18 protein-coding genes are annotated in these 21,362 nt (G+C 71.5%); 9 read left to right on the forward strand and 9 right to left on the reverse strand.

All coding sequences use genetic code 11. The features are described from left to right. Positions 1-149 precede the first annotated feature (149 nt). Positions 150-1,283 carry a PLP-dependent cysteine synthase family protein gene (locus ACFYWY_RS10875; RefSeq protein ID WP_389182997.1) on the forward strand — a complete coding sequence of 378 codons (1,134 nt, stop codon included), beginning with the start codon at positions 150-152 and terminating at the stop codon, positions 1,281-1,283. Positions 1,284-1,318: 35 nt separating this feature from the next. On the opposite strand, the gene ACFYWY_RS10880 is transcribed toward ACFYWY_RS10875, so the two are convergent. The 3 genes from ACFYWY_RS10880 to ACFYWY_RS10890 are packed head-to-tail and all read right to left on the reverse strand — an operon-like array spanning position 1,319 to position 3,232. Continuing rightward, positions 1,319-1,801: an SRPBCC family protein gene (locus ACFYWY_RS10880; protein ID WP_389183000.1), complete on the reverse strand. Its 483-nt coding sequence runs from the start codon at positions 1,799-1,801 to the stop codon at positions 1,319-1,321. 60 nt (positions 1,802-1,861) lie between these two features. Further along, entirely contained in the window at positions 1,862-2,380 is a 519-nt protein-coding gene (locus ACFYWY_RS10885; RefSeq protein ID WP_389183003.1) for an SRPBCC family protein, read from the reverse strand. Between the two features lie 6 nt (positions 2,381-2,386). Continuing rightward, complete coding sequence (locus tag ACFYWY_RS10890) at positions 2,387-3,232, reverse strand: DeoR/GlpR family DNA-binding transcription regulator (RefSeq protein WP_389183006.1); 846 nt, start codon at positions 3,230-3,232, stop codon at positions 2,387-2,389. 226 nt (positions 3,233-3,458) lie between these two features. On the opposite strand from ACFYWY_RS10890, the gene ACFYWY_RS10895 reads away from it, so the two are divergent. Then, a complete protein-coding gene (locus ACFYWY_RS10895) occupies positions 3,459-5,879 on the forward strand; it encodes a hypothetical protein (protein WP_389183009.1) in 2,421 nt (806 codons plus the stop codon). On the opposite strand, the gene ACFYWY_RS10900 is transcribed toward ACFYWY_RS10895, so the two are convergent. The 4 genes from ACFYWY_RS10900 to ACFYWY_RS10915 all read right to left on the reverse strand — a co-directional run bounded on the left by ACFYWY_RS10900 (position 5,849) and on the right by ACFYWY_RS10915 (position 10,507). Further along, positions 5,849-8,242, reverse strand: a complete 2,394-nt coding sequence (locus ACFYWY_RS10900) for a right-handed parallel beta-helix repeat-containing protein (protein WP_389183012.1) — start codon at positions 8,240-8,242, stop codon at positions 5,849-5,851. The genes ACFYWY_RS10895 and ACFYWY_RS10900 overlap by 31 nt on opposite strands. Before the next feature lie 126 nt (positions 8,243-8,368). Then, positions 8,369-8,977: a hypothetical protein gene (locus tag ACFYWY_RS10905; RefSeq protein WP_389183015.1), complete on the reverse strand. Its 609-nt coding sequence runs from the start codon at positions 8,975-8,977 to the stop codon at positions 8,369-8,371. A gap of 203 nt (positions 8,978-9,180) precedes the next feature. Beyond that, on the reverse strand, positions 9,181-10,005 hold the full coding sequence (locus tag ACFYWY_RS10910; RefSeq protein ID WP_389183017.1) for an MOSC domain-containing protein: 825 nt from the start codon (positions 10,003-10,005) through the stop codon (positions 9,181-9,183). 37 nt (positions 10,006-10,042) lie between these two features. Then, positions 10,043-10,507, reverse strand: coding sequence for a DUF6643 family protein (locus ACFYWY_RS10915; RefSeq protein ID WP_389183020.1), 465 nt, complete (start codon positions 10,505-10,507; stop codon positions 10,043-10,045). Positions 10,508-10,748: 241 nt separating this feature from the next. On the opposite strand from ACFYWY_RS10915, the gene ACFYWY_RS10920 reads away from it, so the two are divergent. Then, complete coding sequence (locus ACFYWY_RS10920) at positions 10,749-12,047, forward strand: TerD family protein (RefSeq protein ID WP_389183023.1); 1,299 nt, start codon at positions 10,749-10,751, stop codon at positions 12,045-12,047. Between the two features lie 15 nt (positions 12,048-12,062). Here ACFYWY_RS10920 and ACFYWY_RS10925 read toward each other — a convergent pair whose 3' ends face one another. Continuing rightward, on the reverse strand, positions 12,063-13,271 hold the full coding sequence (locus tag ACFYWY_RS10925; RefSeq protein ID WP_389183026.1) for a glycosyltransferase: 1,209 nt from the start codon (positions 13,269-13,271) through the stop codon (positions 12,063-12,065). Between the two features lie 58 nt (positions 13,272-13,329). Here ACFYWY_RS10925 and ACFYWY_RS10930 point away from each other — a divergent pair, with 58 nt between their 5' ends. Together ACFYWY_RS10930 and ACFYWY_RS10935 are read left to right on the forward strand one after the other, a co-directional pair. After that, a complete protein-coding gene (locus ACFYWY_RS10930) occupies positions 13,330-14,103 on the forward strand; it encodes a glutamate racemase (protein WP_389183029.1) in 774 nt (257 codons plus the stop codon). A gap of 116 nt (positions 14,104-14,219) precedes the next feature. Beyond that, entirely contained in the window at positions 14,220-14,780 is a 561-nt protein-coding gene (locus tag ACFYWY_RS10935; protein ID WP_389183031.1) for a hypothetical protein, read from the forward strand. Between the two features lie 104 nt (positions 14,781-14,884). Here the strand turns inward: ACFYWY_RS10935 and ACFYWY_RS10940 are convergent, their stop codons facing one another. After that, entirely contained in the window at positions 14,885-15,964 is a 1,080-nt protein-coding gene (locus tag ACFYWY_RS10940) for an O-antigen ligase family protein (protein WP_389183034.1), read from the reverse strand. A gap of 227 nt (positions 15,965-16,191) precedes the next feature. Between ACFYWY_RS10940 and lnt the strand changes: the two genes are divergently transcribed. From lnt to ACFYWY_RS10960, 4 genes are all read left to right on the forward strand, one after another. Continuing rightward, positions 16,192-17,826 (forward strand): apolipoprotein N-acyltransferase, encoded by a 1,635-nt coding sequence (lnt, locus tag ACFYWY_RS10945; RefSeq protein ID WP_389183037.1) that lies wholly within the window; start codon positions 16,192-16,194, stop codon positions 17,824-17,826. 10 nt (positions 17,827-17,836) lie between these two features. Further along, on the forward strand, positions 17,837-18,319 hold the full coding sequence (locus ACFYWY_RS10950) for an NUDIX domain-containing protein (RefSeq protein WP_389183040.1): 483 nt from the start codon (positions 17,837-17,839) through the stop codon (positions 18,317-18,319). Positions 18,320-18,374: 55 nt separating this feature from the next. Continuing rightward, positions 18,375-19,199: a 3-hydroxybutyrate dehydrogenase gene (locus ACFYWY_RS10955; protein WP_389183043.1), complete on the forward strand. Its 825-nt coding sequence runs from the start codon at positions 18,375-18,377 to the stop codon at positions 19,197-19,199. Positions 19,200-19,338: 139 nt separating this feature from the next. Next, positions 19,339-21,294 (forward strand): helix-turn-helix domain-containing protein, encoded by a 1,956-nt coding sequence (locus ACFYWY_RS10960; RefSeq protein ID WP_389183046.1) that lies wholly within the window; start codon positions 19,339-19,341, stop codon positions 21,292-21,294. The last annotated feature ends 68 nt before the right edge of the window (positions 21,295-21,362 follow it).

Genomic DNA, 21,362 nt, shown 5'->3' on the forward strand with positions numbered 1-21,362 from the left:
CGGGCCTGCGCACCAGTGCGTGTCGAAGGACCCGCGCAAGTCCAGCCCTGCAAGTGACCCCTATGGATGCCCAAAGTAAACGTTTGTGCAGGTGAGGGGCTTACTGTTGCGAGTGGGGGCCGGACTCGACGGAACAAGGAACGGCGCGCATGAGCACGAGTGAGAAGCCAGTGACGGACGAGTCGATGCCGACCGTCGATGTGGACCGCAGCGATCCGGAGTACCGGGCATGGCTGAAGGAGGCGGTGCGCAAGGTCCAGGCTGACGCCAACCGCTCGGCCGACACCCACCTGCTGCGATTCCCGCTGCCGGAGGAGTGGGGCATCGACCTCTACCTCAAGGACGAGTCCACCCACCCGACAGGAAGCCTCAAGCACCGCCTCGCGCGGTCGCTGTTCCTGTACGGCCTGTGCAATGGCTGGATCCGGCCGGGCAAGCCAGTCATCGAGGCGTCCAGCGGCTCGACCGCAGTCTCCGAGGCGTACTTCGCCAAGCTGATCGGCGTTCCCTTCGTCGCGGTGATGCCGCGGACCACGAGCGCCGAGAAGATCCGGCTGATCGAATTCCACGGCGGCCAGTGCCACTTCGTCGACGACTCGCGGAAGATTTACGAGGAGTCGGCGGCGCTCGCGGAACGGACCGGCGGCCACTACATGGACCAGTTCACCTACGCTGAACGGGCAACCGACTGGCGGGGCAACAACAACATCGCCGAATCGATCTACCAGCAGCTGAGGTTGGAGCGCTACCCCGAGCCCGCGTGGATCGTCGCGACGGCCGGCACCGGCGGCACCTCGGCAACCATCGCCCGCTACGTCCACTACATGCAGCACGACACCCGTATCTGCGTCCCCGACCCCGAGAACTCCTGTTTCTTCGACGGCTGGACGCACCACGACCCGCACGCCGACAGCGACTGCAGCTCCCGCATCGAGGGCATCGGACGGCCGCGCATGGAACCGAGCTTCGTGCCCGGGGCAATCGACCGGATGATGAAGGTGCCGGACGCGGCGAGCGTCGCCGCCGTACGTGCCCTGGACGCGGCCATCGGCCGTAAGGCGGGCGGCTCCACCGGCACCGGCCTGTGGAGCGCGCTGAAGATCGTCGGCGAGATGGTGGCCGACGGGCGCAAGGGGAGCGTGGTCACGCTGCTCTGCGACCCGGGCGACCGCTACCTCGACAAGTACTACTCCGACGCCTGGCTGGACGAACAGGGCCTGGACATCGCCCCGTACACCGCGGCGATCGAGGAGTTCCTGGACAGTGGCGTCTGGCGCGGCTGACCGCGTCGGGTCATGTCACTGAGTCTCACTGCGTCTCACTGCGTCGCGGAACGGGTGAGCCTGCGGTCGAGATTGCGCACCGCGCCGCGGAAAGACGTGGCGAGGCCCGCGCGGCCGAGCTTCAGGACGGCGGCCATCGGCGCCGGGGCGTCCGCCGCGAAGGTCCACCGCACCCGGGCGCCGTGCGCGGTGGCGGTGATCCGCCACTCCTCCAACAGGGCACGAAGGCCGGGTGCGTTGGTCTCGTCGACGCGGTAGGCGTACCGCACGCCGGGGTCCGTGGCCAGGATGGTCTCGAGGAAGAGGACACCGCCCTTGAGCCTGATCTCGCGGCCCGCGCCCCCGTGGGTGGGCGTGGCCGAGATGACAGCGGTGAACCACGATGTCCAGCCCGCGACATCCTCGGCGAGCGCTTCGTACACCGCCTGCGGTGAGGCGGACATCTCGGCCGAGAAGACCAGGCGCAGCGGGGCTGTTTCGACGAAGTCGAGCTCCACGGGGCGGAGTCGGCGTGCCATGGACCGTACCTCCAGCTGGAGAGGGTGGGGCGGGGCCCGCACACCATAGCTGGCGGACCGTCAGTTGTCCGTAGCAGGCGGCCTCGGCCCGGTGAGGAGTCCGTCCAGCGCGCGGCCGAACACCAGCCGCGCCACCCGGACGACCAGCGGGTCGAACAGCCGGGGGACCAGCCGGATATGGAGCTCCTCCACCCAGACCACCACGGCGCCAGGCTCCTCGGGGAGCACCTCGATCTCCGCCCAGCCCGTGATCACGCGGCCGCGCTTCTCCAGCCGGCACAGTCCTGGCGCGCCGCCATCGGGCGGCTGCCAGTGAACGACCTCCATAGGATCGTCGAAGCCGAAGCGGCCGAGTCCGAAGCGGCCGAGCCGGGAGTCGTCGAGCTCGGAGTCGCCACGTCCTGAGCCGCTGAGTCCCGAGCGTGCCACGAACACGGTGCCGACCCGGGTGGGCGACGGCGTCACCGAGGACACGGTCGTCAACGGCACCTGAGCGGCGTGCGCCCGCCAGTCGGTGACCCGCAGCCAGGCCTCGTCGGCGGGCAGCGTGACGGCTCGTGCGATCCGGAAGGCGGTCACCCGGCGTCAGCCGTCCTGCCCGCCGGCGATCTCGCGACCGCCCGCAACCACCAGTCCGGGCAGATGCTCCGCGATCTCCTCGCGCGCCTCGGCCGAGAGACCCGCATCCGTCACCAGCGTGTCGATCTCCGCGAGCCGGGCGAACGAACTCAGGCCGACGGTCCCCCACTTGGTGTGGTCTGCGACCACCACGACCCGGCGCGCGGCCTGGACGAAGCGGCGGTTCGTCTCGGCCTCCGCAAGATTCGGCGTGGAGAGTCCGGCCTCCACCGAGATGCCGTGCACCCCGAGGAACAGCACATCGAAGTGGAGCGAGCGGATCGCCTGGTCGGCGACCGGCCCGACCAGCGAGTCGGAGGGCGTACGCACACCGCCGGTGAGGACCACCGTCGCGGCGCCGGAACGCTGGCCGCCCGCCGCACCCGCCCGCTGCGCCGCGTGGAACACGTCCGCGACCCGCACCGAGTTGGTGACCACCGTCAGATCCGGCACCTCCAGCAGATGGTGCGCCAGCGCATAGGTGGTGGTGCCGCCGGACAGCGCGATCGCGCTGCCGGGCACCGCCATCTGCGCGGCCGCCCGCGCGATGTCCTCCTTGGCGCTCAGCTCCAGCGCAGACTTTGCCTCGAACCCCGGCTCGTGCGTACTCGCCTCCACCACCGGCACAGCGCCGCCGTGGACCTTCTCGATGACCCCCTGCCGGGCCAGTGCGTCCAGATCCCGGCGCACCGTCATGTCGGAGACATTGAGTTTGCGGGTGAGCTCGTTGACCCGCACCCCGCCGCGCCTGCGCACCTCGTCGAGGATCAGGGCGCGCCGCTGCTCCGCGAGCAGGTTCTGGTTGTCGGTCACTGCCGGGGCCGGTCCTTCCATGTCGTCGTACACCGCTCGTTGTGCACGGCTTGTCGTACACCGCCTGTGGCGAAGGTGGCTCATCCTCGCACGGGCGACGCGGCCCGGGCTCGGGGAGATTCCGTGAGAGCCCTGCGGTGAGCTGCCATGATCCGGGATTCTGGTCATGAACTGCCGCGCGGCCGCGCACTGATCGATCCTCCCATCGAGAGAGCGAGTCACAGAAGTGTCCCCTGCCACTCCGGTCCCGCAGAGCGGAGGGCCCGCGCTTGAACTGCTGGTCCACGGCGTCGGCGGCGCCACCCCGCAGGACATGCTCGGCGACCCACGTACCGTCCGGATCTCCGGCGACGAGAAGGCCGCGGTGTTTCGGCGCACCGACGACGAGGAGGCGGAGCGCCACCCCGAGCGGTACGTGGACCGGCCCATCCCGGAGGCGTACTGCTGGTCCAACCTCACCTCGGGCAACGGAGCGCGGGCCCTGTGGCTGCTGCTGCTCCCCTTCATGGTGGTCAACCTCGCGCACTGGATGCGGCCCCGCGCCAAGGGCCGCGCCAGGACGACCCGGTTGTACGGAGTGCTGGTGCGGCTCGTCGCGCTCAGCCTTACCGTGCTGCTGACCGCCGCCGCCTGCGAGGTCGCTCTCGACCTGCTGGCGTGGCAGTGCGCGGGCTCTCCCGACTGCACCCGGGAGAGGTCGTGGCTCGGCTTCCTGTCGAGTGCTCAGGGCGGCTGGTGGTCGCAACCGGGCCGCCGTCTCGCGCTCGCCGCGGTGGTTCCGGCCGCGCTGGTGGGGCTGCTGTGGTACCTCTCCAACCGCACCTGGAGCGCGTACGAATCCCAGCGGCCGCCGACCGGCGAAGACGTGGCGGAGGGCGAGGAGGGCCCGGAGGAGGGCCCCGAGGAGGACGCTGACGAGGACCAGGACACCCTCGGCACGAAGCCGACCGTGCGTCCCGCGCTGGGCAGGCCCGGATTCTGGTACGGCCGCCGGCTAGTCGCCCGGCTGCGCGCCGCGCACACCGCCGCCGGATTCCTGACCGTGTCCGCCGCGGTCGCAGGGGCCGCCGCCCGCCACGACCGCCGAGCCGCCGGCACGGCGCTGGAGGTCTTCGGCCTCCTGCTGGAGGCAGCTCTCGTCGTGGGGCTGCTCGCCGTGCTGTGGGTCGTCATCCGCAGGGGCCGCAGCGAGCGGCGGATCGACGTCCGCATCGATCGCGCCGTCGTCCGGTATCTGCCCGGAGCCGCCCTTTTACTGCTCGTGCTGTCCCTGCTGTACGCCTCCTGGTCCCGCCCCGGCTGGGCCTCCAGCGCCACCCTCCCCGGCGACGTCACCTTCCGCGTCATCGCCCTCGGCCAGGGCGTCCTGGTCGTTTCCCTCGCCGTGGCCGCATCCGTCCTGCACCGCCGCGCGCGCCACCCGCGTACCGCCATGTCCGGCTTCGGCGGCCCCGCCGTCGCGATGCTCGCCTGCGCCCTGGGCGGGGTGATGACCGGCGGAGTCGCCCAGCGTGTGGCCGACTGGCTGGACGGCCCCGGCACGCCGGGCATGGACGGCGAGGGCTCGATTCCCGGGCCTCCCGTGCTGCTCAGCTGGCAGGCCTCGGTCATCCCCGTGCTGCTGATCGTCCTGTTCGTCCCCGCCGTCGTCCTTGCCGTACGGACCTGGCTGACGGGCCGCAGGCTCGCGGGCCCGGTCGAGGCGGACTACGACGAGGGCCGCCCGGACGCCGTCCGCACCCGGCGGATTGCGGGCACCCGCGCCCGGGCCGCCCTCACCGACGCAGCCCCCTGGATCGTCGGCATCGTCTCCGGAGCCACGCTGCTCCTCGGCGCGGGCGCGGTGGCCGGCGCCTGGGCGAGCGGCGAAGTGCCCGGCAAGGCCTTCGGCAACAGCGCCGGCTTCGTCGAGTCCGCAGCGGAGGCCGCACAGTCCATCGGCTCGTGGCTGATCGGCTTCGGCTTCATACTGTTCGTCACCTGGGGCCGCCGCGCCTACCGCGACGCCTCGGCCCGGCGCACCATCGGCATCCTGTGGGATGTCGGCACCTTCTGGCCGCGCGCGGCACACCCCTTCGCACCCCCCTGCTACGCGGAGCGCGCCGTCCCCGACCTCACCTGGCGAATGTGCACCTGGACCGGACTCACCGGCGGACGGCTCGTCATCTCCGGCCATTCGCAGGGCAGTGTGCTGGCCGCGGCGGCCGTCTGGCAGCTGCCCGCCGCCACTCGCCGCCGGGTGGCGCTGCTGACGTACGGATCACCCCTTGAGCGGCTCTACGGCCGCTGGTTCCCCGCGTACTTCGGACCCGTCGCCCTGCGCGAACTGCGCAGCGAAGTGAACTGCTGGCGCAATCTGTGGCGGCGCACCGACCCGATCGGCGGCCCGGTACTCGTCCCCGCCGAGGGCGAACACCCCGCGGTGGACCGGGACGCGCTCAAAGACCCGGTGGTGTACGGGCGTTCGGAGCGCCACCCGCTGCCGGAACCGATCCTCGGGCACTCCGAGTACCAGGCCGACAAGGCCTTCGACAAGGAACGCAGGCAGCTTCTCGACCGGCTCACCCCGGCGGTGCCCCGGCAGGTCCAGGCGCAGCCCCCGGCGCAGACTCAGGGTCAGGGCAGTTCGGGCAGATCGTCCGGGTAGAGCAGGGTCAGGTCGTCGGTGCTCGTCTCGGCGAGCTCGGCGACCCGGCCCGCGTGCCGCTCCACCATCGACTCGAAAGTCTGGCGGGCGGTACGGCCGTTACCGAAGGCGGGCCCCTTGGGCAGTGCGGTGAAGTACTTCAGCAGCGCCTCGCCGGTGCCGGTGCCCAGCCGGTACTCATGCTCCTCGGCCTGCTGCTCCACGATCCGCAGCAACTCCTCCGGCACATAGTCGCTGAAGGTGATGGTGCGTGAAAAACGGGACGCCACGCCGGGGTTGACGGACAGGAACCGCTCCATCTCCGCGGTGTACCCGGCGACGATCACCACGACGGCCTCCCGGTGGTCCTCCATCAGCTTCACCAGCGTGTCGATGGCCTCCTTGCCGAAGTCCCGCCCGGAGTCCTCGGGCGACAGGGCGTACGCCTCGTCGATGAAGAGCACTCCGCCGCGGGCCCGGTCGAACGCCTCCTGGGTGCGGATCGCGGTGGAGCCGATGTGCTCGCCGACCAGGTCCACCCGGGAGACCTCGACGAGATGACCGCGCTCCAGCACCCCGAGCGAGGCCAGGATCTCGCCGTACAGCCGTGCCACGGTCGTCTTGCCGGTGCCGGGGGAGCCGGTGAAAACCAGGTGGCGGCGGGCGGAGGCGGCCTTCAGCCCCGCCTCCTGGCGGCGCCTGCCGACCTCGATCATGTTGGTGAGCGTGCGGACCTCGCGCTTGACGCTCTCCAGGCCGACCAGCGCGTCCAGTTCACCGAGGACAGCGCCCGAGGTGCGTACCGGCTCGGCCGGCGCCGCCTCGGGAGGGCGCTGTTCGGGGATCGCGCCGAGCAGCCCCGGCGACTGGGTCGCGGTCAGCACGGCCGTCGTCTGCTCCGCCCCCGGCCGTACGCCGCTCTCGTCGCTGGTGCAGTCCTCGACCATGGAGCCGTCGTCCTCCGCCAGCTCGTAACCGCCGCGCGCACAGCGCTCGGTACGGCAGCGGCTCAGCGTCGTACGGCAGCCGTCCATCACATGGAAGCCGTAGCCTCCGCTGCCCGTGACCCGGCAGCCGCGGAAGGTGCCGCGGCCCTGTGCCGACACATAGAAACCGGCCTCGGCGGGCGAGGTGACCGTGCAGCGCTCGATCAGCGGATCCGCGCCCTTGGTGACGATCACGCCGGTCTGCGCGGCGTCGATGGTGCAGCCGTTGAGCGTGCCGCCGCTGCCGTGGTCGCGGAACCACGCGCCGGTGGACGCCTCCCTGATCCGGCAGTCGTCGAGCTGCGCCGTCGCCCCGTCGCTCACCGACACCGCGGTGTTGCGGACCTGGGAGAGATCGCTGTCGACGACATCGGCGCGCGAACCGCGGTCGAGTACGAAGATCGCGTCCGGGACGTCGTGCACACGGCAGGAGTCGAGCACGGCGGTCGCGCCGTCGCTGACCCAGACGGCCGGATAGTCGCCCGTACTGTCATGGATCTCGCACTGGTTGGCATCGACCCGCGTGCCAGGGTCCCAGACGGACAGGCCGTTGCGTCCGAAGCGACGAACCGTCGACCGCGTGAGCGTGAGCACGGACCGGGAGCGCAGATCGATCGCGTTCTCCGGGATGTCGTGGATGTCGCAGTCGGAGAGCGTGAGCACGGCGTCCGTGTCGAGGGTGATGCCGTCGGCGGACGTGCGGTGCACGGTGGAGTCGGTGAGATGGGCGCTCGCGCGGGAGGCGACCTGGACGCCGGTGCCCTTGATCTCGTACACCTCGCAGCCGATCGCGTCGAGGCCGCTGCCCTCGCCGGTGACGGCCAGGCCCGCGCCCGACGCGTGGTGCACCCGGCAGCGCTCCAGCCTCGGATGCGCGCCGCCGCCCACGGAGATGCCGGACCGACCGGCCGAGACCACCTCGCACTCCTCGAACACCCCGCCGGCGCCGTCCAGCACGCCGATGCCGACGCCCGCCGGATTGTCGACGGTGCAGCGGCGGACGGTGGGGCGGGCCGCGCCGCGCACTTCGAGACCGGCGGCGGAACGGGTGACGATCCGCAGATCGATCAGCTCGGGAGTGCCGTCCTCTACCAGCACCGCGGGCGCGGCCGCGTCCTGCCCCTCCACATGGAGGTCTTGGACGATGGCGGAAGCCCGCACGGTGATCGGCACTCCGTCGGCGGGCGCGATGCGCACCGAGCCGACCGCGCCCTCGGAGCCGCGCAGGGTGACCGACCGCTGGACGACGAGATTCTCGCGGTACGTCCCCGGCGCGACGGTGAGGATGTCACCGTCCCCTGCGGCCTCCAGGGCTGCGGCGAGTGAGGGGTACTCGCCCGTGCGGCGCCGCCACCGCGATGTGCCGGTGTGCGTCACCTGGACCGTGCCCTGTGCCATGGTGCTGCTCTGCCCCCACCTCGTGATCCCGCTCGGCCGCGTCTCTGCAGGGGACGCTCCCTGACCCCCGAGGGGTCGCCCAACCGTAGCGCGAGCGACGAGCGGGAGTTGACGAGACGTGACCGGTCAGCTGCCCGCGCCCGTACGACCCCAGTCAGGGCCCGCCGCTGCCCACGCCCGGTCGAGGCGCGCGTATCTGCGTCGTACGAGCCGCCAGACGACCAGCCGTCTGGCGCATTCGACGAGCCCCGCGGCGGCGAACGCGGCGCCGATCCCCGCCAGGGCGGCGTGCACGCCGGCGGTCGCGGCGTCCATCGGACGATTGACGATCCGGCCCGCGCGGTCGGTCCAGATGGTGAACGTGTCGCCGGTCCGCACGGTCCGCAGCACGGTCGAGACCGTACCGGTGTGCCGACTGCCGTCCGCCGCCGTCCACTTCGCGACGACCGGCCGGCGCCTCTCGTGGGCCGCGGAGGACTCGGGGTCGTACGCGGCGGGCTTGTGCGCCGGGGCCGGATTCAGCACCGTCGCGGTGACCGCATGACGCTGCTGGCGCTGCATGCGTAGCGACTGACGCAGCGACTCGTCGGTCAGACTCCCGGTGATCCAGCCGACGGCCGGGGCCGCGGTGACGAGAAGCACGGCGGCGACGAGCGCCACCCACGCCTCCAGGAGATCGGTCGCACGGCGCAGGGGATTGCGGCGCCAGCGCCAGACTCCTGTGGCTGCTCGCACTGTCCTGCACCCCCTTCCGCGTCCGTCATAGCCCGGTACGGCACGGCATAAGCACCGCTGGCGCGAAGAGAGAGGAAAGTCACCCCGCAACCCACCCGCCAACAGTCCAACGCGTCTGTCGCCGCGGGGGGTTCCCGGAATTGCGGGTCCCGGGAACCCCGGTTCGCGGGTTCCCGGGTCGTGGGTTCCCGGGTCGTCGTGACCTATGCGAGGACGGTGGCGGTGTCGCCGACCCGGATGACGCCGGTCCGCTCCGGCACCAGGCACTGCCCGAAGACCAGCTTGTCCCCGACGCGGCGGTGCCGGGCGAGCGTGCGCAGCGGCTCCTTGCCACGCTCGGCGGTGCGCTGGTCGGTGGTGGTGATGACACAGCGGCCGCAGGGCTTGGCGACCCGGAAGGTGACCTCGCCCAGCGCGATCCGCTGCCAGTCGTCCTCGGCCCAGGGCGCCGTGCCGTCGACGACGACATTCGGCCGGAACCGGGTCATGGGCAGCGGCCCCTCGTCGGCGTGATCACCCTGTGCGATGAGGGAGTTGAGAGCGTCGAGCGACGCGAGGGTGGTGACGAGCAACGGATACGCGTCGCCGAGATGGACCGTCTCGCCGGGGAGTGCGTACTCAGGGTCGATGGGACGCCGAGTGGCCGGGTCGTCGAGATGGACGAGCCACACCTCGGCGCCCAGATAGTCGCTGAACCAGTCGTCCGCCTGCCCCCCGGCAGGCACCGTCTCGACCTTGTCCCCGAAAATTTCCGCCGTGACAGTCCCGACCGGCTCGGGAACGGCGACGGTCAGTGACTCGTGCCCGGGCGCGGTCAGCCGGATCCCGCCGTCCGGCATCGCCTCGGCACGGGCCAAAGCCAGCCGTGGCTGCTGGCGTTGGGTGACCACCTTGGCCGAGGGGTCGATCAGCGTCCACCGACGGTCCCCGGCGAGTCCCCACGGCTCTACCGCCGTCTCGTCGAGTGCGTACCCCGCCAATGATTTGACCGGGTGGACATGGATGGAGCGGATGGTTGGGTTGGGCATACAGCCATGGTGCCAGCCACCACTGACACCCGGCCGGTCAGTACCCCCGGCCCTGGTACGGACGGTTGTACGGGTCGTCGTACGGGGCGGGCGTCGGCGCGGGACGCGCGGCCGCGGGACGCATCGCCTCGTAACCGGTGGGCACCGGACGCTGCTGCTGCGGCTGGGCCTGGGGCTGATGGCCCGGGTACCCGCGCGGCACGGAGGTCTGCTGAGGGATGTACGGCGCGGGCGCGTGCTGCAGCGGCATGGGCTGCGGCATCTGCTGCTGCGGGTAGCCGTACGAGCCGTAGGAGGGAGTGGAAGGGCCGGCCGGGAGGGCGGGCAGTGCCGAGGGGAGCGCCGGCAGATAGCTGTTGCCGGTGTCGTAAGCGGCAGGGACTCGGATCGGGGCGATCTGAGGCGTGCCCCGCTCCGCGACCAGGGAGTCGTAGATAGGGGTGTCGGGGAACGACGGAGCGGAGTAGTAACCGCCGCCGTAGGTGGCGCGGGGGGAGGTCATGGCACATAAGTTAAGCCCACGATGTGCTGGTTGGGGAGCCCGATAAGAGGGTTGTTTCGGTAGATGCGAGTGACCGCGGATCCCCAATGCGAGCGAACCCGGGAAAAACGGTCTCCGGGAAGCGCATAGATCGTGTAAAGGGCAAGCTGGGAGCGGGTTACCCACGGGTCGGGCAGGGCCCCACCCGGGCGGTGGGGATTAGGTTGGCGGCAGATGAATTTTCTGGACCACCCGACTCGCGATGGGGGCGAGCATGTCCATGCTAAAAGGAGCCAATACTCCGGTGCCGGCGCAGCATGTTCGCGTCGAATTGGGATGGCGTACAGGCCCCGGTGCACCGGATGTCGACGCCTCGGCGCTGCTCCTCGCATCGGGAAAGGTCCGCTCCGACGCGGACTTCGTCTTCTACAACCAGCCGGCGCACGCCTCGGGAGCCGTACGCCACGAGGGGAAGCAGAGCGCGCCGGACAATGTGACGGACCTGCTGTCCGTCGACCTCGCGCGCGTGGAGCCCGCGATCGAGAAGATCGTGCTGGCCGCTTCGGCCGACGGCGGCAGTTTCGGGCAGGTGCCCGGCCTGTACATCAAGGTGCTCGACGCGGCGTCCGGCGCAGAGATCGCGCGATACGACAGCCAGGACGCGACGGTCGAGACGGCCTTCGTGCTCGGCGAGCTGTACCGGCGGCAGGGTGCGTGGAAGTTCCGCGCGGTGGGGCAGGGCTACAGCACCGGACTCGAGGGCCTGGCGACGGACTTCGGTATCTCGGTCGACGAGCCTCAGCAGGCGGCCCCGGCTGTCCCTGCGACGGCTCCTGCGACGCCGGCTCCACCCATGCCCGCGGCGCCCGTGGCGTCCGCCCCTGCGAGGCCTGCGTCCCCGCCGACGCCCACTCCTTCCACTCCCGTTCGTCTGAGCAAGGTGACGCTGACGAAGGAGACCCCGTCCATCTCCCTGACCAAGCAGGGCGGCACCTCCGGCGCGATGCGCGTCAACCTCAGCTGGCAGGTGCGCAAACAGTTCCAGGGCTGGGGCGCCAAACTCGGCCGGGCCGTCGCCATGCACGCGGACCTCGACCTCGACCTGTGCGCGCTCTACGAACTCACCGACGGCCGCAAGGGAGTCGTCCAGGCCCTCGGCAACGCCTTCGGCTCGCTCCAGCAGCCCCCGTACATCCATCTCGACGCCGACGACCGCACTGGCGGGACCTCCGGCGAGAACCTCACCGTCAACCTGGACCACAAGGACCGGCTCCGCCGCGTCGTCATCTTCGTGACCATCTACCAAGGCGCGCGCAGCTTCGCCGATCTGGACGCAACCGTCACCCTCCAGCCGCAGCACGGCGCCGCCATCGACTTCTCGCTCGGCGAGTGCACCGTACCGTCGACCGTCTGCGCGCTCGCACTGATCACCAACACCGGCTCGGACCTCGTCGTCCAGCGCGAAGCCCGCTTCCTGGTCCCGGAGCGCGGTGTGAGCCCGCAGCGGACGATCGACTACGCATACGGCTGGGGCATGAACTGGACGCCCGGCAGGAAGTGACGCTCGCTGGGCAGGTCACCGGTCCGGCGTGGCTTCGGGACGGGCGTACGTACGCCCCTTCCAGGCCGCGCCGCGCCCGCGGTGGTGCTGCACGGCCGAATCGACGGTCATCAGCAGATACAGCAGTGCGGTGAAGGGCAGCAGAGGCGCGAGCAGCAGCGGCTGCCGGTAGTAGCGCAGCATCGGGAGATACGTCCCCGTCATCACCACCCACGCGAGCCCCCCGGCCCAGCCGGCCGCCGCATCGCGCCCCCACACGCCGGCGCACAGCGTGAGGGGCGGCGCGAGATACACCAGCGCGAGGCCCACCACGGTCCCGGCCAGCAGCAGGGGACTGTGCAGCAGTTGGGCGTACGCGCTGCGCGAGACCATCCGCCACAGGTCCGCCAGCCGCGGATACGGCCGCACGCTGTCCACCCCGTCGGCCAGACCCAGCCAGATCCGGCCGCCAGAGCGCTGCACGGCACGCGCCAGCGACACATCGTCGATCACCGCCTGCCGGATCGACTCCGGCACGCCCGCCCGCTGGGCGGCCTCAGTGCGCAACAGCACGCAGCCGCCCGCCGCGGCCGCCGTCCGCGACCCGGGACGGTTGACCCACCGGAACGGGTAGAGCTGCGAGAAGAAGTAGACGAATGCGGGCACGATCAGCCGCTCCCAACCGCTCGCGACGCGCAGCCGCGCCATCTGGGAGACGAGGTCCAGCCGGTTCGTGCGGGCTGCGGCCACCAACTCGCGAAGACTGTCCGGCTCATGCGCGATGTCGGCGTCGGTGAGGAGCAGATACTCGGGACCGTCGGCCCGGGCCGACGCGATGCCGTGCCGGAGCGCCCAGAGCTTCCCGGTCCAGCCGGGCTCCGGCTCGCCGGGGGAGACCACGCGCAGCGGCAGCCCGCCGTGGCGCTCGGAGAGGGAGCGGGCGAGTTCCCCAGTCCCGTCCCTACTGCCGTCGTCGACCAGCACGATCTCCGCACGGCCGGGATAGACCTGCGCCAGCAGGGAAGGCAGGCTGACGGGCAGCACCTCGGCCTCGTCCCTGGCGGGCACGACAACGGCGACATCCGGCCAGGGGTTGGGGGCATCGCGAACGGCGGCGTCCGGCCAGTGGTCCGGGGCATCGCGCCGGGGCAGTCGCTGGTCCGTACGCCAGAAGAAGCCCTGCCCGAGCAGCAGCCACACCCATGCGGTCAGTGATCCCACGGCGATCCAGGCAACGGCGCTCATTCGCCGCAGTCTGCCCCACCGCGCCAGTGCCGCAAGGGCGGTCGACTATGGTGACCGGGTGAAGATCGCGCTCATGGACTCCGGAATCGGCCTGCTCCCGGCGGCCGCCGCGGTACGCCGGCTGCGGCCGGACGCGGATCTCGTCCTCTCCTGCGACCCCGACGGCATGCCTTGGGGACCGCGTACGCCCGAGGAAATCGCGGGACGTGCCCTCGCCGTGGCCAGGGCGGCCGCCCTGCACCGCCCCGACGCGCTGATCGTCGCCTGCAACACCGCATCGGTGCACGGCCTGCCCACTCTGCGCGCAGAGCTGGAGCCCGGAATCCCGGTCATCGGTACGGTCCCCGCGATCAAGCCCGCCTCGGTCGGCGGCGGCCCCGTCGCGATCTGGGCCACGCCCGCCACCACGGGCAGCCCGTACCAGCGCGGTCTCATCCGGGATTTCGCCGACTCGGTCGCCGTCACCGAGGTGCCCTGCCCCGGGCTCGCGGACGCCGTTCAGCAGGCTGACGAGAGCGCCATCGACGCGGCCGTGGCAGCCGCGGCCGCCCTCACGCCCGGAGATGTAAGGGCCGTCGTCCTGGGCTGCACCCATTACGAGCTGGTCGCCGACCGGATCCGTGCCGCTGTCGGACACCCCGTGGCTCTGCACGGCTCGGCCATGGCGGTCGCCGCGCAGGCACTGCGCCGTATCGGCGAGCAGCCGGCCCCGGACGCCGCTCCGAGCAACCGGCTCACGGTGCTGCTCAGCGGCCGCGAGTCCACCCTCCCAGAGCAGGCGTTCAGCTACGTCGAAGGCGGCCTGCTGCAGGCAGTGAGCCCCGCCCACTGATCGTGATCGGCCCAGCTCAGGGCGCGTCCGGCGGCCCCTGCCGGGGCGGCTCCAGCGCTATGATCCATACGGTCGAGACCATGCCCCGCCGTAGAAATCTGAGTAACCTGCTTGCCATGAGGGACCACTTCCGCGAATCGGGGCACCCTACAGAGCCCTCGCCCGCGATCTGGACCGGCCGTGCGACCAACCGCATTCAGTGGCTGCTCGCCGCGGCGGGTGCCGCCTGCATGGCGCTCGGCATCGAGCTGGCCGTCGACTACGCATGGACCTCGGACATCGTCCCACTGCTGATGTCCGTGATCGGCTGCGTCGCGGCGGGCCTGATGATCCTCTACGGGACCCTGGCCTTCGTCCATGTGGCGGTCAAGGTCGACAGCGATGCCGTCGAGGTGCGCTGCGGCCACATCGGCCTGCCGCGTCGGCGGATCCCGCTCTCCCACGTGGTGGACGCGGAGTTCGTAGCGAAGGTCACCCCGTGTCAATGGGGCGGCTGGGGGTACCGCTGGCGCCCCGAGATGGGCACGGCCGTGGTCGTACGCCGCGGCGAGGGCCTCGTCGTCACGCTGGGCGACGGCAGGATCTTCACGGTTACCGTGGACGACGCGGAAGCGGCGGTGCTGGCGATCCGCGACCGCCTCCACCTGACGGGTACGGCCAGGCCCTCGGAGGCGTAGCGCTGTGCTGCGTCGGCCACTGAGGCTCGGATGAACCGTGCAGCCCCCGGCGGCGCGGAAGGGCGGCGGGCACAGCCCACCGCCCTCCGGAAGACCGGTGGCCGCTATACCGCGGGACTGTCCGCTTCCCTCTGGCGCGCCACCTGCGTACCCGCCCCCACCCCGCCCTCTGCCGCGGCGCGCGCCGTCGCCAGGCCCGCGAGCAGCCCGGCGCCTGCCGTCACCGGGGCGAAGCTCAGCGCATTGCCGACGCTCGCCAGGCCCGCCAGTGCCGTGAGCGCGGCGCCCGCGCTCAGTACCACCGGCGTGGAGCGGGGCGAGCGCAGCAGGCCGTACAGCATCCAGCCGAACGCCGCCCCCAGCAGTGCCACCCCCACCACACCCTGCTCGGCCGTCTGCTGCAGCGAGGCGGAGTGCGGCTTGCCGTCGGAGCCCAGCGACTGCTGCGCCGTGGTGCTCAGCTTGCCGAAGCGGTCGGGGCCCACGCCCCGTATCGGATCCTCCTGGGCGAGAGCGATCGCGTCCTGCCACAACGCAACCCGGTTCTGGGTCAGCTGGCCCTCCAGCGAGACGGTCAGCCCATCCGGAAGGGCGTTCTCGGCCACCGCCCAGGACGTGGCGACGACCAGGCCGACGGCGAGGGCCAGACCTCCGATCGCCACCGTCCGCCGGCGCATCCGCGCGGCCGCGATTGAGCAGAGCAGTACGCCGAGCGCGGCAGCGAACGCGACCACCGATCCGAGTGCCAGCGCGGTGCAGGCGACGGCGAGGGCGAGCAGGCGCAGCCCAAGGCGCAGCAGGGGCGGGCGGGCGGCGGAGGCGGCGCAGCAGGCCGCGCCCGCGGCGAGGACCAGCAGCGCGGCGGCCGCGCCCGTATGCCCGGGCTGGGTGGCCGCGCCGACGTTCGCTCCAGGCACTCCCTGCCGCGAGGCGACGGCCAGGCCCAGGGCCGCGAGTGCCGCGGCCGACGCCGCGGCAACGGGCAGGAGCGTGCCGCAGATGCGGCCGCAGGCGTACCCCGCCGCGACGGCGAAGACAGCGAGCAGTACACCCTCGGGCCGGGCCTCGCGCCCCGCCGCGCTGATCAACGACCAGACGGCGCACCCGCCCAGGACGACGACGCCGACGACATCGGTCGCGCCGCCGCGCTCCCGCGCCGCGGACCGGCCGTCCGGTGCAGCCATCCCGTCGACCCCCCGACCTGTGACGGGCCCTGCCGCAGCAGCCGAACCGGGTCGGGTGGCAGGGACTGGCGCACACGGTAACGGCAGAGACAGGGGTTTGTGGATGGGTTGCGCAGGAACGTTGCTGCGGACGAAGCTTCTGCAGCCGGGCTCCCGCCGCGGTCGGCACCGCCGACAGCGCGGACCGGACTGCCGGGAGCACAGCCTGCCGCCGTAGACTCCGCCAGGTGAGCGCCACCATCACCACCGTCGACACCCCACAGCCCGCCACCGCCGGCCGACCGTTCCTGCGCCGGTTCGTACGGCCGGGTGCCGCCGCACTGTCCGGGGTGTTGCTCTTCCTGAGCTTCCCGCCGCGGCCCCTGTGGTGGCTGGTGCTGCCCGCCTTCGCGCTGCTCGGCTGGACGCTGTACGGACGCCGGCCGCTGCCCGCCATCGGTCTCGGCTGCCTCACCGGCCTCGGCTTTCTGCTGCCGCTCCTCATCTGGACGGGCGAGGAGGTCGGCCCGGTGCCGTGGGTGGCACTGGCCGCGGTGGAAGCGATCTTCGTAGCGCTCGCCTGCCTGGGCATCGCCGTGGTCTCCCGGCTGCCGGTGTGGCCGGTGTGGGCGGCCGCCGTGTGGATCGTGGGCGAGGCGGCCCGCGCCCGGGTGCCGTTCGGCGGCTTCCCCTGGGGCAAGATCGCCTTTGGTCAGGCGGACGGCGTCTTCCTGCCGCTCGTGGCGCTCGGTGGGACGCCGCTGCTCGGTTTCGCCGTCGTACTGTGCGGATTCGGGCTGTACGAGACCGTCCGCCGGGTCCTCGCCTACCGGCGCACCGGCGAGCTGCCGCGCAGCGCCGTCGCCGCCGCGCTCCTGAGCGTGCTCGTCCCCGTCACCGCGGCACTCGCCGCCCTGCCGCTCGTCGACGACTCCGCCGAGGACGGTACCGCGACCGTCGCCGCGATCCAGGGCAATGTGCCGCGACTGGGGCTCGACTTCAACTCCCAGCGCCGCGCGGTCCTCGACAACCACGCCCGCCGCACCGAGCAGCTCGCCGCCGATGTGAAGGCGGGCAAGGTGGCCAAGCCGGACTTCGTACTGTGGCCGGAGAACTCCTCGGACCTCGACCCGTACCGCAACGGCGACGCCCGGGTGGTCATCGACGACGCGGTGCGGGCGATCGGCGTGCCGACCGTCGTCGGCGCGGTGGTGACCCCCGAGACCGGGAAGCTCCGCAACACCCTGATCGAATGGGACCCCACACGTGGCCCCGTCGACACCTACGACAAGCGCCATGTGCAGCCGTTCGGCGAGTACATCCCGATGCGTTCCTTGGTACGGCTGGTCAACTCGGACGTCGACCGGGTCCGCCGGGACTTCGGCCCCGGCCACAAGGTGGGCGTTTTCGATCTGGCGGGCACCAAGGTCGGCATGGTCACCTGCTTCGAGGCGGCGTTCGACGACGCGGCGAGGGACACCGTCACACACGGCGCCCAGCTGATCTCCGTACCCAGCAACAACGCCACTTTCGGGCGCAGTGAGATGACGTATCAGCAGCTGGCGATGTCGCGGGTGCGGGCTGTCGAGCACGGGCGCTCGGTCGTCGTCCCCGTCACCAGCGGCGTCAGCGCGGTGATCATGCCGGACGGGAAGATCGTCCAGAAGACGAAGATGTTCACCCCGGACGCGCTGGTCGCCGAGGTGCCGCTGCGCTCGTCGCTGACTCCGGCGACCCGGCTCGGGACCTGGCCGGAGCGCTTCCTCGTGCTGGTCGGGGCGAGCGGTCTGGGCTGGGCGGTCGTTCGGGGCGTACGGGCTCGGCGGGAGCAGCGTGATCAGGGGTCGGAGCGGTCGGAGCAGGGTCCGGTCGACGCCGGTTAGGGTCGACGGCATGGCAACCCCTGACTTCATCCGCGAGATCCGGGCCACCGCCGGGCACCAGCTTCTTCTCCTGCCGGGCGTCAGCGCCGTCGTCTTCGACGACGAGGGGCGGGTGCTGCTGGGCAGACGTGCCGACACCGGCAAGTGGTCGATCATCGGCGGGATTCCGGAGCCCGGGGAGCAGCCGGCCGTGACGGCTGTGCGGGAGGTGTACGAGGAGACCGCGGTGGAGTGTGTCGCGGAGCGGGTTGTGCTCGTGCAGGCCTTGCGGGAGCCGGTCATCTACCCCAATGGCGATCAGTGCCAGTTCATGGACGTCTGCATCCGCTGCCGGGCGGTGGGCGGACAGGCTCGCGTCAATGACGACGAGTCGCTGGAGGTGGGGTGGTTCTCTGTGGACGCGCTGCCTGAGCTGAAGGAATTCGCGCTCTTCCGGATCAAGCAGGCGCATACCGAGGGACCTGCATGGTTTCAATCCACCATCGAGCGATGAAGTATGGGTGGTGACCACATCGGTCGGGGCGTGATCACTGCCTAGGGTGCGAAGCATGACCGCGACCACCACACCAGGTCCCGCACCTCACTCTCGTCCTCGCCGTCCTCGTACGGTCGACCTCGACCTCGGCGGCCGTACGGCACTCGTCACCGGCGCGGCGGGCGGCATCGGCCGAGCCTGTGCGCTGCGGCTCGCGGCCGCCGGCGCGAAGGTCAGGGCCGTCGACCGGGACGCCGAAGGCCTTGACGCGCTGGCCGCGGACTCCTCGGGGCTGGCCGGAGCCGTGGAACCGGAGATCCTGGACCTCACCGATCTCGATGCGGCGGAGGCGGCGGCCGCCGGTGCGGACATCCTGGTCAACAACGCGGGACTGCAACTGGTCCGGCCCATCGAGGAGTTCCCGCCGGACGTCTTCCACACCGTGCTCACCGTGATGCTGGAAGCGCCGTTCCGGCTGATCAGGGGCGCCCTTCCGCACATGTACGCCCAAGAGTGGGGCCGAATCGTCAATATCTCCTCTGTACATGGGCTGCGAGCCTCTGCCTTCAAGTCCGCCTATGTGGCCGCCAAACACGGTCTGGAGGGGCTTTCGAAGACCGCCGCCCTGGAGGGCGCTCCACATGGGGTGACGTCCGTATGTGTTAGCGCCAGCTATGTACGGACGCCACTGGTCGAGCGACAGATCGCCGATCAGGCCACGGCCCATTCCGTGGCCGAGGAGCGCGTACTCGCGGACGTACTGCTCAAGGACTCCGCGATCAAGCGGCTGGTCGAGCCCGAGGAGGTCGCCGAAGCGGTGCTGTACATGTGCAGCCCGCAGGCCTCCTTCATCACCGGCACCTCGCTCGTCATCGACGGCGGCTGGACCGCCCACTAGACACTGGACCGCCCACAAGACATCGGGGGCTTCCCGAATCATCCGGCGGCCGCATGCCGAGGGTGACGCGGTTGTCCACAACAGCTTCGTCGTCCACAGGGCTGGTGCGACCGCCCGTACGGCAGGTAATCCTGTGTCCATGTCCCACGATCAAGCCTCCTACCTGGAGCTCCTCGCACGCGGTGCCGCCACCGAGGCGTACGACCGGCCCGCGCTGCTCGCCCGCGCGAGCGGCGCGGCACCGGACGACCTCGCCGCCATCGAGCACGCCAAGCAGCTCGCGCTGCGGGTGCGCGCCGAGCTGGAGGGGCGGCGACGGCGCGAGGCCGAGCTGTCCGCGCTCTTCGAGACGGCGCACGACCTGGCCGGTCTGCGCGACCTCGACGCCGTGCTGCGGGCGATCGTGCAGCGCGCCCGCTCGCTGCTCGGCACCGAGGTCGCGTATCTGAGTCTGAACGACCCGTCGGCGGGCGACACCTATATGCGGGTCACGGAAGGGTCGGTGTCGGCGCGCTTCCAGCAGCTGCGGCTCGGCATGGGGGAGGGGCTCGGCGGGCTCGTCGCCCAGACCGCCCGACCGTATGTCACCGACAGCTATTTCGACGACCCCCGCTTCGAGCACACGAGGGCGATAGACACGGCGGTCAGCGACGAGGGCCTGGTCGCGATCCTCGGGGTGCCGCTGATGCTCGGCAGCCAGGTGATCGGCGTGCTCTACGCAGCGGACCGGCGCGAGAGAGTCTTCGAACGCGAGCAGGTCGCGCTGCTGGCCTCCTTCGCCGCCCATGCGGCCGTCGCCATCGACACGGCCAACCTGCTGGCGGAGACCCGTTCGGCGCTCGCCGAGCTGGAGCGGGCCAACGAAATAATCCGGGATCACAGCGGCGTCATCGAGCGTGCCTCCGAGGTCCACGACCGGCTGACCGAGGTGGTGCTGCGCGGCGGAGGCGTTCATGACGTGGCCGCCGCCCTGTCCGAAGTCCTGGACGGCACAGTCGAGTTCACGGACGAAGACCTCGACGCGACCGGCGCCGACGGCCGTGCGATACGGCACGGAGACGACTGGGTGGCAGCCGTCTCGGCTGGCGGCGAGCTGCTGGGCGCCCTGGTGCTCCGCGGCCGGCGGGACCTCGACCCTGTCGACCGGCGCACCTTGGAGCGCGCCGCCATGGTCACCTCGCTGCTGTTGCTCGCCCGGCGCTCCGCCCACGACGCCGAACAGCGTGTACGGGGCGAGCTGCTCGACGACCTCCTCGACGCCGCCGACCGCGACCCGCGGCTGCTGCGTGAGCGGGCCGCGCGGCTTCAGGCCGACCTGGACGCCCCGCATGTGGTGCTCGCCGCGCGCATCGACGGCCCCGGCACGGACGCCGCGGACCGGGAAGCGGCCGGCCGGGACTTGACTGGCCGGGACTCGGCCGGCCGCGACTCGACCGGACGGGACACCGCCGTCGCCGAGCGGGAGACCGCGGACCGTCAGCGTCTGTGGTCCGCCGCCTCGCACCTGGCCGCGACTCGCTCGGGCCTGGCGGCTGCTCGCGACGGCGGCACCGTACTGCTGCTGCCGCTCGGCCCCGACGACAGTGCGTCCGACGTCGCGCGCCAGACCGCCAGGCAACTGGGGGGCACGCTCAGGGAGTTGGTCACCGTCGGGGCGTCCTCGCCGGTGGCTGCGCCCGCCGGCGATCCGGGCGAGATAGCAGGAGCGTACGCACAGGCCCGTCGCTGCCTCGACGCCCTGCGCCTGCTCGGCCGCTCCGGACAGGGCGCCGCGGCACAGGACTTGGGTTTCCTCGGCCTGCTGCTCGCCGACCCCGGCGACATCGACGGCTTCGTACAGCGCACGATGGGCGAGGTCGTCGAGTACGACCGGCGGCGCGGCACCGACCTGGTCCGTACGCTCGACGCGTACTTCGCGAGCGGCATGAGTCCGGCCCGTACGAAGGACGACCTGCACGTCCATGTGAACACTGTGGCCCAGCGCCTGGAGCGAATAGGCAGGCTGCTCGGCCCCGACTGGCAGTCACCGGCGAGGGCGCTGGAGATCCAGCTGGCACTGCGGCTGCATGCGATGTCCAAGGCTGTCGCCCACTGAACGCGCCGCTGCGCGGACCCCGTTGGGACCCGCGCAGCGCCATATGCCTTGCGCCTACGTGTGTCTGC

Source organism: Streptomyces sp. NPDC002870 (genome assembly GCF_042888505.1).
Taxonomy (GTDB): Bacteria; Actinomycetota; Actinomycetes; order Streptomycetales; family Streptomycetaceae; genus Streptomyces.

Coding starts and splice junctions, on each gene's coding strand:
- ACFYWY_RS10900 (WP_389183012.1), bottom strand. CDS start 8,242: ATGGCACAGGGCACGGTCCAGGTGACGCACACCGGCACATCGCGGTGG.
- ACFYWY_RS10910 (WP_389183017.1), bottom strand. CDS start 10,005: ATGCCCAACCCAACCATCCGCTCCATCCATGTCCACCCGGTCAAATCA.
- ACFYWY_RS10950 (WP_389183040.1), top strand. CDS start 17,837: ATGGCAACCCCTGACTTCATCCGCGAGATCCGGGCCACCGCCGGGCAC.
- ACFYWY_RS10915 (WP_389183020.1), bottom strand. CDS start 10,507: ATGACCTCCCCCCGCGCCACCTACGGCGGCGGTTACTACTCCGCTCCG.
- ACFYWY_RS10935 (WP_389183031.1), top strand. CDS start 14,220: ATGAGGGACCACTTCCGCGAATCGGGGCACCCTACAGAGCCCTCGCCC.
- ACFYWY_RS10960 (WP_389183046.1), top strand. CDS start 19,339: ATGTCCCACGATCAAGCCTCCTACCTGGAGCTCCTCGCACGCGGTGCC.
- ACFYWY_RS10925 (WP_389183026.1), bottom strand. CDS start 13,271: ATGAGCGCCGTTGCCTGGATCGCCGTGGGATCACTGACCGCATGGGTG.
- ACFYWY_RS10920 (WP_389183023.1), top strand. CDS start 10,749: ATGGGGGCGAGCATGTCCATGCTAAAAGGAGCCAATACTCCGGTGCCG.
- ACFYWY_RS10940 (WP_389183034.1), bottom strand. CDS start 15,964: ATGGCTGCACCGGACGGCCGGTCCGCGGCGCGGGAGCGCGGCGGCGCG.
- ACFYWY_RS10875 (WP_389182997.1), top strand. CDS start 150: ATGAGCACGAGTGAGAAGCCAGTGACGGACGAGTCGATGCCGACCGTC.
- ACFYWY_RS10955 (WP_389183043.1), top strand. CDS start 18,375: ATGACCGCGACCACCACACCAGGTCCCGCACCTCACTCTCGTCCTCGC.
- ACFYWY_RS10880 (WP_389183000.1), bottom strand. CDS start 1,801: ATGGCACGCCGACTCCGCCCCGTGGAGCTCGACTTCGTCGAAACAGCC.